Origin of the sequence: Thalassotalea algicola (assembly GCF_012932965.1) — a bacterium.
Taxonomy (GTDB): Bacteria; Pseudomonadota; Gammaproteobacteria; order Enterobacterales; family Alteromonadaceae; genus Thalassotalea_F; species Thalassotalea_F algicola.
Genome location: NZ_JABBXH010000001.1, coordinates 99,159 through 114,721, shown reverse-complemented (window position 1 = coordinate 114,721; position 15,563 = coordinate 99,159). Strand labels below are relative to the sequence as shown.

Genomic DNA, 15,563 nt, shown 5'->3' with positions numbered 1-15,563 from the left:
GCCTTGCCACCTGTCCTATAAACATCCTTTTTAAATTCAGAACAATCATCTTTCGACTATTTTATTGCGAAGTAGCGAAAGTTTTTTAGTGATATTAAGTTCTTAATTCGAGTATGGTAAATACATAGCAAATAAAAGGAAAAATACATGTCAGCATCAAAATATGAACCGCCCAAAGTGTGGACTTGGGATAGTGAAAGCGGCGGGAAGTTTGCCAATATAAATCGCCCAATCTCAGGGGCAACTCATGATAAAGAACTGCCTGTTGGTAAGCACACACTTCAACTTTATTCGTTAGCGACTCCTAACGGCGTGAAGGTTACTATAATGCTTGAAGAGTTATTGGCGGCTGGTTTTACTGGTGCTGAATATGATGCTTTTATTGTTGATATTATGGCGGGCGATCAGTTTAGTTCCGGCTTTGTTTCGGTAAACCCTAACTCTAAAATTCCTGCGCTTTTTGATAGGAGTGAAGGAGACGGAACACCGCTGTTTGAATCTGGCGCAATATTAATTTATTTAGCTGAAAAATTTGGAGCATTTTTACCAACAGAAACGGGCCTACGTGCACAGTGTCTTTCATGGGTAATGTGGCAAATGGGCAGTGCACCATATTTAGGTGGCGGCTTTGGGCACTTTTATGCTTATGCGCCGGAGAAATTTGAATATCCGATTAATCGATTTGCCATGGAAATTAAGCGCCAACTAGACTTACTGGATAAGCACTTAGCAAGCAATGAATATATGTGTGGTGATCAATATACTATCGCTGATATGGCAATATGGCCTTGGTACGGGGTGTTAGTTCAAGGTAAATTATATGATGCAGCTGAATTTTTAGATGTGGCATCTTATAAGAATCTTGTCCGCTGGGCTGAACAAGTGGGTAATAGACCTGCAGTAGAAAGAGGGCGTATGGTGAATCGAGCATGGGGCGATCCTGCTGAACAGTTAAGAGAGCGCCATGATGCCAGTGATTTTGAGCACCGAACGTGGGACAAAATCGGTGATGACACAGACGACAAGTTATAATGTTATGCACTGTTTGTCTTGATGAGCCAAACAGTGCATTTTTTTATAAGATAGGGAAGTCGTGAATAGTTGTTTCAGTACTGGTTATTGATATCTCACTTATCTGTCCTGAAGGGTTGGGAATCATTATTTCATCATAGTCTTCTGGATCATCCCCTTCTTCACCTGTATTACAAGCGTAAGCGACCGTATAGTTACCGGTTGGAATAAAGCCAATTTCATAGCGATAGCTATTGGTGTCATTATCAAAAGCAGGTGCAACGGCATCAAAAGGTACAATCGCATTTTCAGGAGCGTCATTTTCTTCATTGTCAAAGCTATCTACTAATAAATTTTCTGAAAGCGAATGACCTTCATACAAGTAGACTATGTGACTGTCATTAAGACAATTTAAATCTTGATTAATGACATCTATATCTACCGTTCCACTTAAAACTCCAGTGTTACTCGTTTCTACTATTCTCACACCACTTGGCTTTAAATTATATTCATCGGGCCCTGGTTTGTATGTCATTGACTTACGTAAACTAAATTCAACTGTAAATGCTTGGTTTTCTTCACCTTCAGAAAATGTCACACCGCCAAGTTTTAGATTATCACTGGGCACTTTAATTGATTTGTTTTCTCCACCAATTTCAGTAACGTAGGATAACTCCAAATCTTCGTCTAACACTTCTATAATGGTCTGTTCATATGTGCCAGGGGGAATTTCTTTACCTTCTAAAATAGTGAACTGGTCATTACCTTGATATTGCAGTAGATCAATAGTAACGGTATCGGCGTCAATAATTCCTTCTGCTTCGTTATTAAACGTTTCAAAGACAACATCATCCGTATCTTCACGTTTAAAGGTGACACTTTCGATGGTAATGACAACCGCTTCTGCATCATCGACTGGAGCATCTGAGATGTTGAGATTAAAACTGGTGTTTTGAGGGGGAGGAGGCTCAATTACTACATCGTCGTTATTACTATTATTATTACTACTTCCGCCACCGCATGAAATAAGAAAAAGAGTGCTTAGCGGAATTGCCAAGTACTTAAGTGTTGTATTCATATTACTGCTCCATTTTGAATAACGTTGACACCATGTAATTGTAGAATATAAGGCTTAAATAACCACCGAATTAGTCGTTTAAACGATGTAAAGGTTTTAAGTTGCTTATAAATAAGGAAACGAAGTTAATAAACTCTCTCATTGGGCACTTCCATAACATTACAATTAAACACTTGAAACAATTATTGAACGAGTAGACGAAAAATTATTCAAAAGTTCAACATCATAAAGTTGTCATATGCTAAAATAATTTAAAGTAACGTGTTGATAGCAAGGAAGTATTGAGTCGTGTGGTGTAGAGTAGTTTTTAGCTTATTCTTATTTGCTCAAGTATTTAGTATACAAGCTAATAGTTTCACCGTTGAGCACTTCAAATCTATTGCCAATGATATTAATCGTAATCCTTATCCTGTATATCTACAACTATTAGAAATTGAAAAAAATAAAGATCAGTTAGAAGATGAAGCTTATTTGTGGCTGCTATATAGAAAGGCCCAAGCAGAAACCCTCCTTTATTTTCACGATAAATTTTCTGAAACGGTTACCTATGCTCAGTCGAGATTAACGCCTGATTCGCCGCCAGAAGTTGTTGCTGCTTTTAACTCATTTGCTGGTTTAGTGGCAGAAAGAAACGGCAAATATGAAGAAGCTGCAGCATATTTTCGTAAAGCAATGGCGTTAGCCGAACGTAATAGTTTAAATTACGTTTATACCCAAGCCAAACATTACTTAGCCTACACCTTAAGCTTAACTGAGTTATATGAAACTTCACTTGCAGATTTGCAAGAAGCGTATGTTGAAGCCTTTGCCTTAGATGATCATTTTTTAATTGCAGTGATTAACGAAACCTATGGCGCTGTCTATGGCTATATGAATGAATATGAAAAGTCTATTGAGCATTACAACCGAGCGTTAGATACCTATGAACGTTTAGGATACAAGCCTTATGTTGTTGAAGCCATTTATGGTTTGGCTTCTACTTACCGATATATGAAAAAATATGATCTAGCGATTGATAAATTTTCTCTATACATGGATAGAATTGAATATACGCCCAATAAAGAAATCAGCTATTTTGGTGCGTACGGCTTAGGTATGACCTATGCTGAAAAAGGTGACTGTGTACACGCACTTGAAGTAATCGATAAGGCATTAAACCTGAAAGGACAAGTTGACTATGATGCTGAACTTTATAAAAAGCGTGCCCAATGCTACATCACTTTGGGGCAGCTTGATGATGCTAAACAAAGTATTGAAATGGCTGAAAGTATTTTTGCCAAATTACCTGAACTTACCGATACTAAATGGGCGTTAGAAACTAAGAAGCTAAGAGGGCAGTTAGCATTTGCTCAAGGTGATTTTGAAAACGGGTATGTGTTTTTACAAGACTACTATCAGCGATATACGCAATTTCTTATCAAGAATTCTTCCACACAATTAATACGTGTTCGGGCTGCGATGGAATTGGAGCGTCAGAATATCGAAGTGTCGCTATTGCAACAACGCAATAAGGTTCAACAATTACAAATTGCCGAACAGGAAAGCGAAAACCGCCAACAAATATATTTTATTGTTGTAGCGGTTATCGTGCTAATACTTATTTTGGCAATTGTTATTAACCAGTACAGAAACAATAAAAAGATCTTTGCTTTATCTATCACAGATCCATTATCTGGCAGCTATAACCGACGCTATATTTTTGATTGCTTAGATCGCTTAGTCGTTAATAGTCAAAACAAGCAATCAGAGTTAGCCATTTTGTTGTTTGATATTGATGACTTTAAACAGGTTAATGATCAATACGGCCATCCGTTTGGCGATGAAGTGATTTTCAGAGTAGCTCAGCTAACTCAAGAAACCTTGAGAGTAGGTGATATAGTGGGTCGTATTGGTGGTGAAGAGTTTCTTTGCATTTTACCAAGAACTGACGTCAAACAAGCGGCAACAATTGCCGAACGATTAAAAGAGAATATTGAACAAGCACTGTTTACTACAGAAAGTCGAGATACAGTAAAGATAACCGTTAGCGTTGGTATTAGTGCGCTTGATGAATCACGCCAAGATCGCGCAACATTATATGTACAATCAGATAAAGCGCTTTATAAAGCTAAACATCAAGGTAAGAATCAGGTGGTAACATATAGCGATGTTTAGCCTTTTATCGGCCTAATATTATAGGCATTACACACCTTGTTACATTTGCTCATAAACCATTAAACACTTAGTAGCGACTTAAGTCTTACACTAAGAAGAAATGGAATCTATGACGAATGGAATTCGTTATAACTATAAAAATAAAATTATGACACTCAAATCTATACTGATTACTGCTGTATTTTTTAGTACGGCTGTTTTTGCTGCCGAACAAAAAAATCAATTTCAATTACCACATATTGACGTACCGATAAAAGCTGATGGAGCAATGGATGAGTCCGTTTGGTCCGAGGCTTTGATGATGGAATTAAAATATGAAAATCGACCAGGTGAAGGCCTACCAGCTCCGGTAAAAACAGAGATGTATTTGTACGAAAACGGTCAGGCGTTACATGTGGCGTTCAAGGCTTTTGATCCTAATCCAGAAAACATTCGTGCCTCGCTTAGAGACAGAGATGCATTATGGCGAGATGATAACATTGGCATAATTATCGACACCTTTAATGATGAACGCAGTGGCTATGAGTTTTTTGTTAACCCGTTAGGCGCCCAAGCTGATATGCGGATGGACGATAGTAATGGCTGGGATGAAGACGATTCATGGGATGCTATTTGGGAGAGTGGCGGACAAATTACTGATTTTGGCTATGTTGTCGAAATGGTTATTCCATTTAGCGCCTTAAGGTTTCCTGAACACGATGGTCCAGTAATATGGAACATTGCTGGTTGGCGTAATTATCCTAGAGATGTCCGCCATCAAATGGCGACTTATAAAAACGACCGTAATTTAAAATGCAGTCTTTGCCAATTTGATCAAATCATTGGTTTTGAAACTGTAAAGCCGAGTAATAACTTCCAGCTTACGCCCACATTAACCATGTCACGTTTTGATGATAAACCTGAAGTTCCAGGTGATTGGGATGAAGGCGATATAGAAGTTGAGCCGGGCTTAGATATTCGTTGGGGTATTACGCAGGATATTGTGTTAAATGCCACATTAAATCCAGATTTCTCTCAGGTTGAAGCTGATGCAAGTCAGTTAGATGTTAACAATACGTTTTCACTTTTTTATCCTGAGAAACGACCGTTTTTCTTAGATGGCGCTTCGTATTTTGATACCACGGGTTTTAATTTTGTTCATACGCGAAATATTGCTGAGCCAGATGTCGGGTTAAAGCTTACCGGTAAAAATAATGGACACAGTTACGGCGTGCTAGTAGCAAACGACAACAATACAAACTTTTTAATTCCAGGTGCTCAAGGTTCTGATATTGCTGAGCTTGAGCGTGAATCCGAACTAGCTATTGCTCGCTATAAGATGGATGTTGGTGAACGCAATAGTGTTGGCGTGTTAGTGACGCATCGAACGGCCACCAATTATCACAATACTTTGGCGTCTATTGATAGCAATTTGTGGTTAACTGATGCTGATAGCGTACGTGTAAATTTTGCGTTTGCTGATTCAAAAAATCCAGAGTTTGTGCAAGAAGACTTTGAAGTTGATGATAATCAGCAAGATCACGCGGTAAGTTTACGATATGACCACAATACACGTGATTATAACTTAAGGGCTTCTTATCGAAATGTCGGTGAAGACTTCCGCTCCGACTTGGGGTTTACATCTAAAGTAGATTACGAGCAAGCGGTCGTTGGTGGGCGTTACACTTGGTATGGTGAAAATGACGACTGGCTAAATCGTTGGGGAGTATTTGGCGATTGGGATAAAACTTATGACCAATCAGGTAAATTACTTGAGGAAGAATATGAGATTCACGGAAATTTACAAGGGAAAATGCAATTCTTCAGTAATTTTGGTGTGGTGACTCGCGAGCGTTTTTACGACGAACAGTACTTTGATGAAACACAATTTATGATGTTCGCAGAATTTACGCCTATTGCTGGCTTAGACATCATGAACTTTTTCCGTATTGGCGACCAAATTGATTTTGCCAACACCCAATTAGGTGATGTGTTAGTTCTAGAACCGCGCATTAGGTGGGATGCCAATCAACATATTAAACTTGATGTGTCTTACAATTTTATGGAGCTTGATGTTGACCAAGGTCGTCTGTTTACTGCCAACCAAGTCGATTTTCGTCTTAACTATCAGTTTAATATGCGTAGTTTGCTTAAACTCGTAATTCAATACACCGATATCGATCGAAACGCAGATTTATATCAATATGATGATATCGAAGATCGACCTGAAAGCACTGAACGCTACTTTTCTACCCAGTTAATTTATTCGTACAAAATTAATCCGCAAACGCTATTTTTTATCGGCTATTCCGATGGTGGATTTCAGGATGATAACTTAGATAGTCTAGAGCGTGATCAGCGCAGTATCTTTACGAAGTTTAGCTATGCGTGGCAGTTATAATTTTTAACTTAGCTCATTATACCCGTCATTCATCGGCTCGCCCCTAGGCGAGCCGATTTATTTTAAGTAGAATGCCGCATCATCTCCTCTTAATAAAACCTTCGTTTATTTACTTATGACCTCGAAAATTACAGCGTTAGTGGCTTGGTTAATTTGCTTACCGTTGCTTGCTAACGAGCAATTTGAAGTAATTGAGGTTCGCGCTAAGTCAAATCAATTATTAAGCAATAAGCTGTTAGTTAATAATATTGATAGTGAAGATATTGCCAATGCTACAACGATTAAGCCGACCATGGCTGATTATATGGCTCAACATCCTAGTATTAGCTTAGTAGGGCAAGGTGGTTTATTACAAAGCTATAGTATTAGAGGGTTTAGTCGGGCACGTATTCGCACGGAAGTAGAAGGTGTCCCTATTATTACAGATCGTCGAGCAGGAAATTCCGCGTCGTTTATTAATCCATTTTTTATCGATCGAGTTGACATACAAACAGGCCCAGCTTCGACTTTATATGGCTCTGAAGCAATGGGAGGCGTTATTAATTTAGTTGCAAGTGACTTTGATAATAAGCAGATAACTTATAGCCTTCAAACGAATGATCAAAGACAGAATATTGCCGGACTTTATGGCAACGAGTACTGGCAATATGGATTAGCGTATCAAAAAGCAAATAATGCGGAGTCTTCAAATGGAAAAACGTTAAACACAGCGTTTGAACAAATTTCAGGGTTATTTAAATATCGACAACAGTATCAAAGCTACTTGGTTGAGAGTAGCTGGTTGCCAACGTTAGGGAACAATATTGGCAAAAGTTCATCGCTATACCCAGATGAACAAGTTGTTAACTACCCAGAAGATAACCATAGTCTTTTTCAGCTATCTGTGACGCATCAGCAAGATTGGTTTTTAAAACTGTACCATCACTATCAAAATTGGGATACAGACACGTTACGAATTAAAAGTGGCAGAAATTTAACTGCTTATCAAGGACATACTTTGGGGGGCTTAGTTTTGTGGAAGTTTCCGCTGATTACAGAAGACAGTCGTATTGGACTTGATTGGACGTCGCGCCGTGGCGTTAGCATAAGTGAGGAAGAGCAAGCATTTAATGGCTCCATTAATTATGCAACACAGCTAGTTGATGGTCAGCAGGATAACCTTGCGTTATATAGCGACTGGTATTGGCAAATAAAATCACTACAGTTAAGTGCAGGCGTGCGCTATGACTATATTCATCAAACAGAGTTTATTAATAACCAGTCAAAAATAGATAATAACGTTAGCGCTAACTTTTCCATTGCTATGCCGATAGATAGCCACTCTTTGCAACTTGAGTTTGCTTCGGGGTTTCGTTTTCCAACATTGTCAGAGCTATTTTTTTCAGGGGAGACTCCCAGAGGCACTACCATTGGCAATGTTGACTTGTTACCTGAACGTAGTTTAGGGGCGCAATTGTCAGGGCGATTGAGTTTGTCATCAAATTTATCAGCTTCTTTTGCAACCTATTATTACCAACTTGATGATTATATTGAGCGCTATCACATTGCAGATAATGTGAGAAGCTATAGAAACTTAGCGCAAGCAGACTTATATGGCGCTGAATTGGAAGTGAATTGGCAAGTTAATGATAGTTTGCAGTTAGACTTTTCAGCGCAACGCCAGTTTGGTGAAAATAATGACGATGAAAACTTATCTGATATTATGCCAGCAAAAGTTAGTTGGTCGACTCATTGGTATTGGCAAGATCACACTTTAGAAAATGACTTCATTTGGGCCCTTAATCAAGAGCATATTGGAACAGGTGAAGTAAAACGCGATAGCTATTTTCTTTGGAACTTTAGTTTTTCGAGCAAGCTTTCTCCAGAAATCTCGTTGGCAGTCTACGGTGAAAATTTAACAGATGAAATTGCGTACGCTACAGCTGATGAAGATGCACCTCAAATCATAGGAAGGACCATTGGAATGAAGTTTGTTTGGCAGCCTAGTGATTGATAGATGGATACTTTTCTAACGCCGTTAATTTTATGTTTCTTGGCAGGAAACCTTTAGCCTTTTGCTCAATGTTGTTTTTAAGGTATTGACGAATAGCATATTTTAACTACGCTATTCGTCAAAATTACCGTTTTAGTCTAGTGCTTTGAAGCGAATAGCTGTACCGCCACTGGTCGCTAATTTAAGTGTTAGTTTGTCTTTAGATGTTACTTGTTTATTCTCGATAGCAATGTCATATGGATTGTTCTTCCATTCAGCATTATCACCATCACGATAAATTTGTGCTTGGTAAGTTTTTCCCTTAGCCAGAAACCCTAGATTTACCTCAACTTCTCGAGCATTTTCGTCTGTTAACGCACCTAAATACCAATCTTGGCCGTCTCTTTCTTGACGAGCAAAGACTACATAGTCACCAATTTCACCGGCAAGCGCGATACTGTCTTGCCAGTCAGTTGGCACGTCACGGATAAACTGGAATGCTGGCATATTCGCTTCGTAGTTGCGTGGTAAATCGGCTGCCATTTGAATAGGGCTATATAACACTACATATAACGCTAGTTGTTTAGCCAAAGTAGTTTGTGGACGGTTACTTTTATCGCCAAGTCCATTAAAGCTCATATCAAAGATGCCTGGTGTAAAGTCCATCGGACCACCTAATAAACGAGTATAAGGTAATATAGCGGTATGCTCTGGAGGGTTTGGTGGTGTGCCCCAGGCATTGAATTCCTGACCTCGAGCACCTTCTCTTGCTATCCAGTTAGGGTAGGTACGACGCAACCCTGTTGCCTTAACTGGCTCATGGGTGTTAATGCTAATTTTACGTTTAGCTGCTTCAGTAATTGAATGTAAGTACTCATTAACCATAAATTGACCATCATGCCACTCATAGCGAGTTATACCTTGGTCATCGATACGTTTGATGTCACTGCCATCGGCTACATAACCCGTTTTAATTTGAGCGACGCCGTGTTTAGCATATAAGTCATATGCATCTTGCATTTGGTTTCTATAGTTGGTCACACTACCTGAAGTTTCATGATGGCCGACAAGGCGAACACCTTTTTGTAAACCATATTCAGACACTTTTGCTAAATCAAAATCATCGTAACTTTTGGTAAAGCTAAATACGTCGCCGTTGTGGAACCAGCTGCCATCCCAACCGATATTCCAACCTTCAACTAATACACCACTAAACCCATACTTGGCGGCAAAATCCATGTAACGCATAGTTTCTTTTGTAGTTGCGCCATGCTTTTCGCCACTGCCCCAAGTATTTTCATTAATATGCATGCCCCACCAAATACCGACGTATTTACCCGGTTCAACCCATGAGACGTCGCCTAATTTGTTGGGTTCATTGAGGTTTAATATGAGATCAGAATTTAATAATCCAATTGCGTCTTTACTAACTTGAACGGTGCGCCAAGGTGTTTTGAAATTGGCAGATGTTTTAACTTTTATGCCGTCAGACCAAGGCGTTAAGTCGGCTTCCAATTCTCCAAAGCGCCCTTGATTTAAGGTCATGGAAGCATAATTTACAAGCGCTGCTTCATGAATACTGACATGAATTCCTTCTGAATTCTTAAAAGTAAAAGGAGTATGCACACGGTCTATTGAGTTAAATGAACTCGTGTTGTAAACATATTCATAGCGATTCCAGCCTCGAGCAGGTATCCACCATGCGGTTGCGCCATCAGCCTTAGCGATATTAAATTGCGTGTCTTCACTGGTGATTTCTATTTTATCACTTAAGCCTTTTTGTTTAGCTACTTCATAACGAAAGCCCAAACCATCATTGAATAAACGAAACCTTACTTGGTATTTGCTAGCTTTCTTTCTATTCGAACTAAACGTAACTAATAGTTCATTGTGATTGTCGATTACATTTTTTCGTTCACCCCAAGGCTGCTGCCATGTAGATTTTTGACTGTTTTTTTTGTGGCTCGCTATTTTGAAGCTTTCGTCAAACGCAGGGGCAGATTTAAATGACAAACCTAATGAAGATTGTTCAATAACAGAGTTGCCGTTATAGCTAAGTTGATAAGTTACTTTGTCTTTATCCGCGACGGTTAGTTTAAGGTGACCATCAGGTGAAGTTATTGATAAATTTTGTGCTGACAGGTTAGCAGCGACAAAAATGCCTAATATAAGCATTATATATTGTTTTTTTCTCATGATAGATATCTGTTGTATTTATTGTTTCTGATAGCTTACAACTTAACCGTCTTTAGGAAGTGAACTTGCATACGTATTCATATTTTGGCAAGAAACAGATTAAATGAATTGGTGGCTAGGGAATATGAAATTTGACGTTATAATTAAATGTATCCTTTACTTTTTTTGATCATCATATGCTTAAAGTATTCTTACTGGTGTTGGTTATTGGTATGCCTTTTGGCGCTTTTGCTACGCAAGAGTTTGATAGAATGAATGAGAAAGCTAGTGTTATTGAGGATGCAAATGAACTGCGTATTTTTTTACTTTCACATCAAAAAGTAAGTGCTGAATTTTCTTTGCTCGAACAAGTCAAATATTGGCATATGCTGGGCATGGCGCAAGATAAGAGTAATGAAATAGATAATGCTTACCAGTCGTTCACTAATGCAATTCGTATATTTGAAGAAAACCAGTTGCCGCTGACTACTGATTTACCACTCGCTTATATTGAGCGATCTTATATGCAATACCTTAAAACATATCAGGCAAAAGATTATTGTGGTGATAGGAAGCAAGCGCTAGAACTTATTCGTGCTTTGCCTGAAGAAAAAAGTTTAACCGTTAAGTTTTTGGTGCAAAACGCCTTTTGTTTTGCCGATAAGCCAGAACAACTCCAACAAGGAATTGCATTGCTGGATGAGGCAATAGCGACTGCCAAACAAAATAACCTTGAAAACAACTTGTATAGCATGATTTATAACGCGTTGGGCCATCTTTACAACAAAAATCAGCTTTATGATAAAGCTTACGAATACTTAACTAAGGCATACGATTATTGGAAGCTCGATAACGATTATGCAGATATGTTTAATATGCAACATACCTTAGTGAGCATATCGATTCAGCGTTTAGATATGAAGGCCGCTCAAGGGCATGTAAATCAGTTATTTATGCTTGCTGAAAACCATTCTGAATTCCCTGATTTTTATTTTTTCTCATTTTTCAACAAAGGTTTATTGGACCTTGCGAAAGAAGAGTATTTGAAGGCGTACGAGTCATTCGGGGAAGCGTTATCAAGGAAGGCACAGACCAATGAAAAGTATTTTGTCAAAATTAGCTATGAAAAACAGAGTGAAGCAGCATATGTCTTAGGACGGTTTGATGATGTAAAACGAATTTTGGCCAACTACGAAAATGAGTTTCCTAACGCAAAACCCTTATTAACTGTGACCTCAGCAATTAAAGAGTATCTAGCTGGAAACATTGAAAAGGCCGCCAATATATTTTACCTAGAGGCAAGAAATGAGTCGATTAAACGTCGCCAGTTTATTCAACAGTCCAGTGAAGCTGCTACCTTCATTAATAGCCAAAACTTGTTGACGCTAGATAATAAAGTGCTGCAACAAACGTTGGAAATTAATAGCTTAATGCTTTCCGAGCAACAAAATAAAAATAGCATTGTTTACTTGTCATTGAGCTTGGTACTGGCCGTACTTTTAGGTGCCATTTTGTTTATTCATCATTTGGTTAAAACGCGAAGAGCATTCAAGTATAGCGCTCAAACTGACTACCTAACCGGCATTGCCAATAGACGACACTGTTTTGAGCAAGGAGAGGTTCTCCTTAATCAACACCTTAATCTTGGCTATGAATTGTCGCTGATGGTGTTCGATATTGACCACTTTAAGAAAGTTAATGACACATTAGGACATGATGTCGGTGATAACGCGCTAAAAATGGTGGTCGAAAAAGTAAAAACGACACTAAGAAAGCAGGATGTTTTTGGTCGTATTGGTGGAGAGGAGTTTTTAGTTATATTGCCTGAAATTGATATCGGTAAGGCGTTAGAGGTAGCTGAGCGGTTAAACAAAGAAGTTGCGACACTAAGCATTTCTAAGGGCAATATTACTATGCCGCTCTCAGTAAGTATTGGTGTTGCGAAATGTACTGATTCAGAGTCACTTGATACAGCAATAGCACGTGCAGACAAGGCGTTATATCAGGCTAAATCGATGGGGAGGAATAGAGTTGTTAAAGGGTAATCGAACAATAATTTTGTTAACAGGTTAACCTGTCATTTACCTAAGTGTTGAAAAAATACACAGTTTTTTATTGATCTATTGCAAATATCACTTATCATTAGAATGATGGCTCTAAAAAAGCCGATTCCCCGTAGTTTGAGGATAAAAGGATTTAAACATGCCGTTTAAGCTGTTTTCATTTATTTTCGTAGTTTTTTTTCTAAGTTTTCCATTGTTTGCTGAAGAGTTTATTGAAGGCAGGCATTATCGTGTGCTCGATACACCAAAAGCTAAGCAAAAAGAAATTAGAGAGTATTTTTCATTTCACTGTGCTCCATGTTATAGCCAGCAAAGCTTTATGAAAGAACTAGAGCGTGGCATGCCGCGCCGTGCAAAATTTGTAAAGAACCATGTTGATGGTGTTGAAGGACAAGATCCTGCCGCAGAAAAGCTTTTGACTAAGGCAGTAATTACAGCTGAAAAAATGCGTATGAAAGACAAAGTGGTTAAAGCACTTTTTGAACGCATTCAAAAGCAAAAGCAAAGCTTTGATACGGTAGAAGACATTCGTGCATTGTTTATTTCACTCGGTGGTAGTGAGTTTATGTTTGATAGCACATTTAATAGTTTCAGTATGGACATGATGTTAGAAGAAACATTAAAAAATACTGAACTTGTAAGAGCCGCCGGTGAAAAAAGTGTTCCTACTTTAATCATTAATGGCAAATACAAACCATTAACCGGGCGAATTACCAGCATGGCGCAATACAAAGATTTAATATATTACTTATTAAGAAAATAACGTAATGAGCTAAGCCAATAGGCTTGCATGACGAAATATAGAAAGGCCAGCTTGATAGCTGGCCTTTTTGTATCAACAAGATTGCCTCTTAGTGCACTTGATAGATAGTCGCTGTTTTAGCAGGCATTATCATGGTTTGCTCAATAGTGATAGGTCTGTTGTTAAGAACAGGATTAAGCGACTTAGCCTTCCCTAACATTTGACTGAAACGTGACATATCGATTTCTGTCGCCTCAGTATTTTTATTAATAACTACCATATATTTGCTGTACTCGTCATACCTAAAATAAACGTATACACCATTTTCTGGCGCATAATGCATTAGTTTTCCTTGATGAATCGTTGGGGTGTTTTTGCGCCAGTTAAGTAATTTTTTCATAAACTGTTGTGCTGACTTTTGTCGGTTGGTTAAGCCTTTGCCAGTGAAGCCATTTATGCTGTCTGTTGGCCAACCTCCTGGAAAGTCGGTGCGAATTACTCCATGATCGTCAGTGCCAGGGTTACTCATTAATATCTCTGTTCCGTAGAATATTTGCGGTATGCCGCGAGTGGTCATCATAAAGGTCATGGCAATTTTAAAAAGTTCATAATCTTCATCTAACTGAGTAAAAATACGACTCATGTCATGGTTATCAGGAAATATGACTAAGTTATCTGGGGCAGGATATAAGAAGTCATTTGCTAATACTCGATACAATTCATTTAATCCGGTATTCCAATTCTCTTTATTCTTAAGCGATTTCACTAAACCATCTTGGATTGGAAAGTCCATAACACTTGGCAAGTATGATTGATAACCGTCAGGTGTTTGTTTACCTTTTTGCCAATATGAAACTATCGCAGGGTTTGTCGTCCATTCTTCGCCAACAATATTAATGTTTGGATACTCTTGAGTAACACGCTTAGTCCATTCACTTAAAAACGCTTTATCTGGATATGAATATGTATCTACTCGAATGCCTGATAAATTGGCAAATTCAATCCACCATAAGGTGTTTTGAATTAAGTATTTTGCCATGAAAGGGTTTTTCTGGTTGAGATCTGGCATTGTCGGCACGAACCAGCCATCTGAAAAAGTTTGTGCATCAATGTCTGCAGCATAAGGGTCGTGCAGTGCTTCACGCTTATGGTTTGTGCCTAAATAGGCCTTTCCTTGATTGTTGTACCAATCCGCCATCGGTAAGTCGTTATGCCACCAATGACCTGAGCCGCCATGGTTGAGCACGATATCAATGATTAACCCTATGCCGCGCTTCTGCGCTTCATCTGAGAGCTTTTTATAAAGTGCATTGTCACCATAGCGCGCGTCAACATTATAAAAGTCGGTTGCAGAATAACCGTGGTAGGAATAATTGGGCTGATTATTTTCAATAACCGGGTTAAGCCATAGCTGGGTGTACCCCATATCTTCTATATAAGCTAAGCGGTCAATGATACCCTGAATATCTCCACCATGTCGGCCTCCAGGATGTTGCCTGTCTAAACCTTCTGTTAGGCTAGGTACTTTGTCATTGCTTTTATCACCATTAGCAAAACGATCAGGTGTGATGAGGTAAATAACATCTTTACTGCTGTAGCTTACATCCGCAGCATGATTTTTGTTTTTTGCTTTTAATTGATATTGGTAATTAGTAGCAATTTTATCTCCTTCCAAGAACTCGATATTAATGGTGTGAGGAGAGGTGCCTTCGCGGACAATAATATCTAAAAATAAATAGTTGGGGTTATCAACTTTATTTACTTTTTTTAAGATGATTTGGTCGCTATTTATTCGTGGTGATAGCTCACTAATGTTTTCACCGTGAACAAGTAGTTGCAGCTCTTTTTGCTGCATATCAACCCACCAAAAAGCAGGTTCTAAATGTTCAATTTCATACTTTTTTGCTGATGTCGTACAACTTAAGCTTAGGCAAATAGCCGACAATAAATAGGTAGTTTTGCTGATTATTGATTTTGGATTCATGACT

Annotated in this window: 9 protein-coding genes; 6 read left to right on the top strand and 3 right to left on the bottom strand. The window is 38.6% G+C overall.

The window, feature by feature from the left end:
- The first annotated feature begins 147 nt into the window (after positions 1-147).
- Positions 148-1,032 (top strand): glutathione-dependent disulfide-bond oxidoreductase, encoded by an 885-nt coding sequence (gene yghU, locus HII17_RS00460; protein ID WP_169073368.1) that lies wholly within the window; start codon positions 148-150, stop codon positions 1,030-1,032.
- Between the two features lie 43 nt (positions 1,033-1,075).
- Here the strand turns inward: yghU and HII17_RS00455 are convergent, their stop codons facing one another.
- Positions 1,076-2,089 carry a DUF4382 domain-containing protein gene (locus HII17_RS00455; protein WP_169073367.1) on the bottom strand — a complete coding sequence of 338 codons (1,014 nt, stop codon included), beginning with the start codon at positions 2,087-2,089 and terminating at the stop codon, positions 1,076-1,078.
- A gap of 288 nt (positions 2,090-2,377) precedes the next feature.
- On the opposite strand from HII17_RS00455, the gene HII17_RS00450 reads away from it, so the two are divergent.
- The 3 genes from HII17_RS00450 to HII17_RS00440 all read left to right on the top strand — a co-directional run bounded on the left by HII17_RS00450 (position 2,378) and on the right by HII17_RS00440 (position 8,616).
- Positions 2,378-4,243: a tetratricopeptide repeat-containing diguanylate cyclase gene (locus HII17_RS00450; RefSeq protein WP_169073366.1), complete on the top strand. Its 1,866-nt coding sequence runs from the start codon at positions 2,378-2,380 to the stop codon at positions 4,241-4,243.
- 148 nt (positions 4,244-4,391) lie between these two features.
- On the top strand, positions 4,392-6,623 hold the full coding sequence (locus tag HII17_RS00445) for a carbohydrate binding family 9 domain-containing protein (RefSeq protein ID WP_169074111.1): 2,232 nt from the start codon (positions 4,392-4,394) through the stop codon (positions 6,621-6,623).
- 115 nt (positions 6,624-6,738) lie between these two features.
- Positions 6,739-8,616, top strand: coding sequence for a TonB-dependent receptor plug domain-containing protein (locus tag HII17_RS00440; protein ID WP_169073365.1), 1,878 nt, complete (start codon positions 6,739-6,741; stop codon positions 8,614-8,616).
- A gap of 132 nt (positions 8,617-8,748) precedes the next feature.
- On the opposite strand, the gene HII17_RS00435 is transcribed toward HII17_RS00440, so the two are convergent.
- Positions 8,749-10,791 carry a glycoside hydrolase family 97 protein gene (locus HII17_RS00435; protein WP_211185201.1) on the bottom strand — a complete coding sequence of 681 codons (2,043 nt, stop codon included), beginning with the start codon at positions 10,789-10,791 and terminating at the stop codon, positions 8,749-8,751.
- Between the two features lie 176 nt (positions 10,792-10,967).
- Between HII17_RS00435 and HII17_RS00430 the strand changes: the two genes are divergently transcribed.
- Positions 10,968-12,815 (top strand): GGDEF domain-containing protein, encoded by a 1,848-nt coding sequence (locus HII17_RS00430; protein ID WP_169073363.1) that lies wholly within the window; start codon positions 10,968-10,970, stop codon positions 12,813-12,815.
- Positions 12,816-12,972: 157 nt separating this feature from the next.
- On the top strand, positions 12,973-13,596 hold the full coding sequence (locus HII17_RS00425; protein WP_169073362.1) for a thiol:disulfide interchange protein DsbA/DsbL: 624 nt from the start codon (positions 12,973-12,975) through the stop codon (positions 13,594-13,596).
- Positions 13,597-13,684: 88 nt separating this feature from the next.
- On the opposite strand, the gene HII17_RS00420 is transcribed toward HII17_RS00425, so the two are convergent.
- On the bottom strand, positions 13,685-15,559 hold the full coding sequence (locus HII17_RS00420) for a glycoside hydrolase family 13 protein (RefSeq protein WP_169073361.1): 1,875 nt from the start codon (positions 15,557-15,559) through the stop codon (positions 13,685-13,687).
- Positions 15,560-15,563: the final 4 nt, after the last annotated feature.

What these genes read in the sequence shown, in the direction of transcription:
- HII17_RS00420 (WP_169073361.1), bottom strand. Translation starts at nt 15,559, where the DNA reads ATGAATCCAAAATCAATAATCAGCAAAACTACCTATTTATTGTCGGCT.
- HII17_RS00425 (WP_169073362.1), top strand. Translation starts at nt 12,973, where the DNA reads ATGCCGTTTAAGCTGTTTTCATTTATTTTCGTAGTTTTTTTTCTAAGT.
- HII17_RS00455 (WP_169073367.1), bottom strand. Translation starts at nt 2,089, where the DNA reads ATGAATACAACACTTAAGTACTTGGCAATTCCGCTAAGCACTCTTTTT.
- yghU (WP_169073368.1), top strand. Translation starts at nt 148, where the DNA reads ATGTCAGCATCAAAATATGAACCGCCCAAAGTGTGGACTTGGGATAGT.
- HII17_RS00430 (WP_169073363.1), top strand. Translation starts at nt 10,968, where the DNA reads ATGCTTAAAGTATTCTTACTGGTGTTGGTTATTGGTATGCCTTTTGGC.
- HII17_RS00445 (WP_169074111.1), top strand. Translation starts at nt 4,392, where the DNA reads ATGACACTCAAATCTATACTGATTACTGCTGTATTTTTTAGTACGGCT.
- HII17_RS00435 (WP_211185201.1), bottom strand. Translation starts at nt 10,791, where the DNA reads ATGAGAAAAAAACAATATATAATGCTTATATTAGGCATTTTTGTCGCT.
- HII17_RS00440 (WP_169073365.1), top strand. Translation starts at nt 6,739, where the DNA reads ATGACCTCGAAAATTACAGCGTTAGTGGCTTGGTTAATTTGCTTACCG.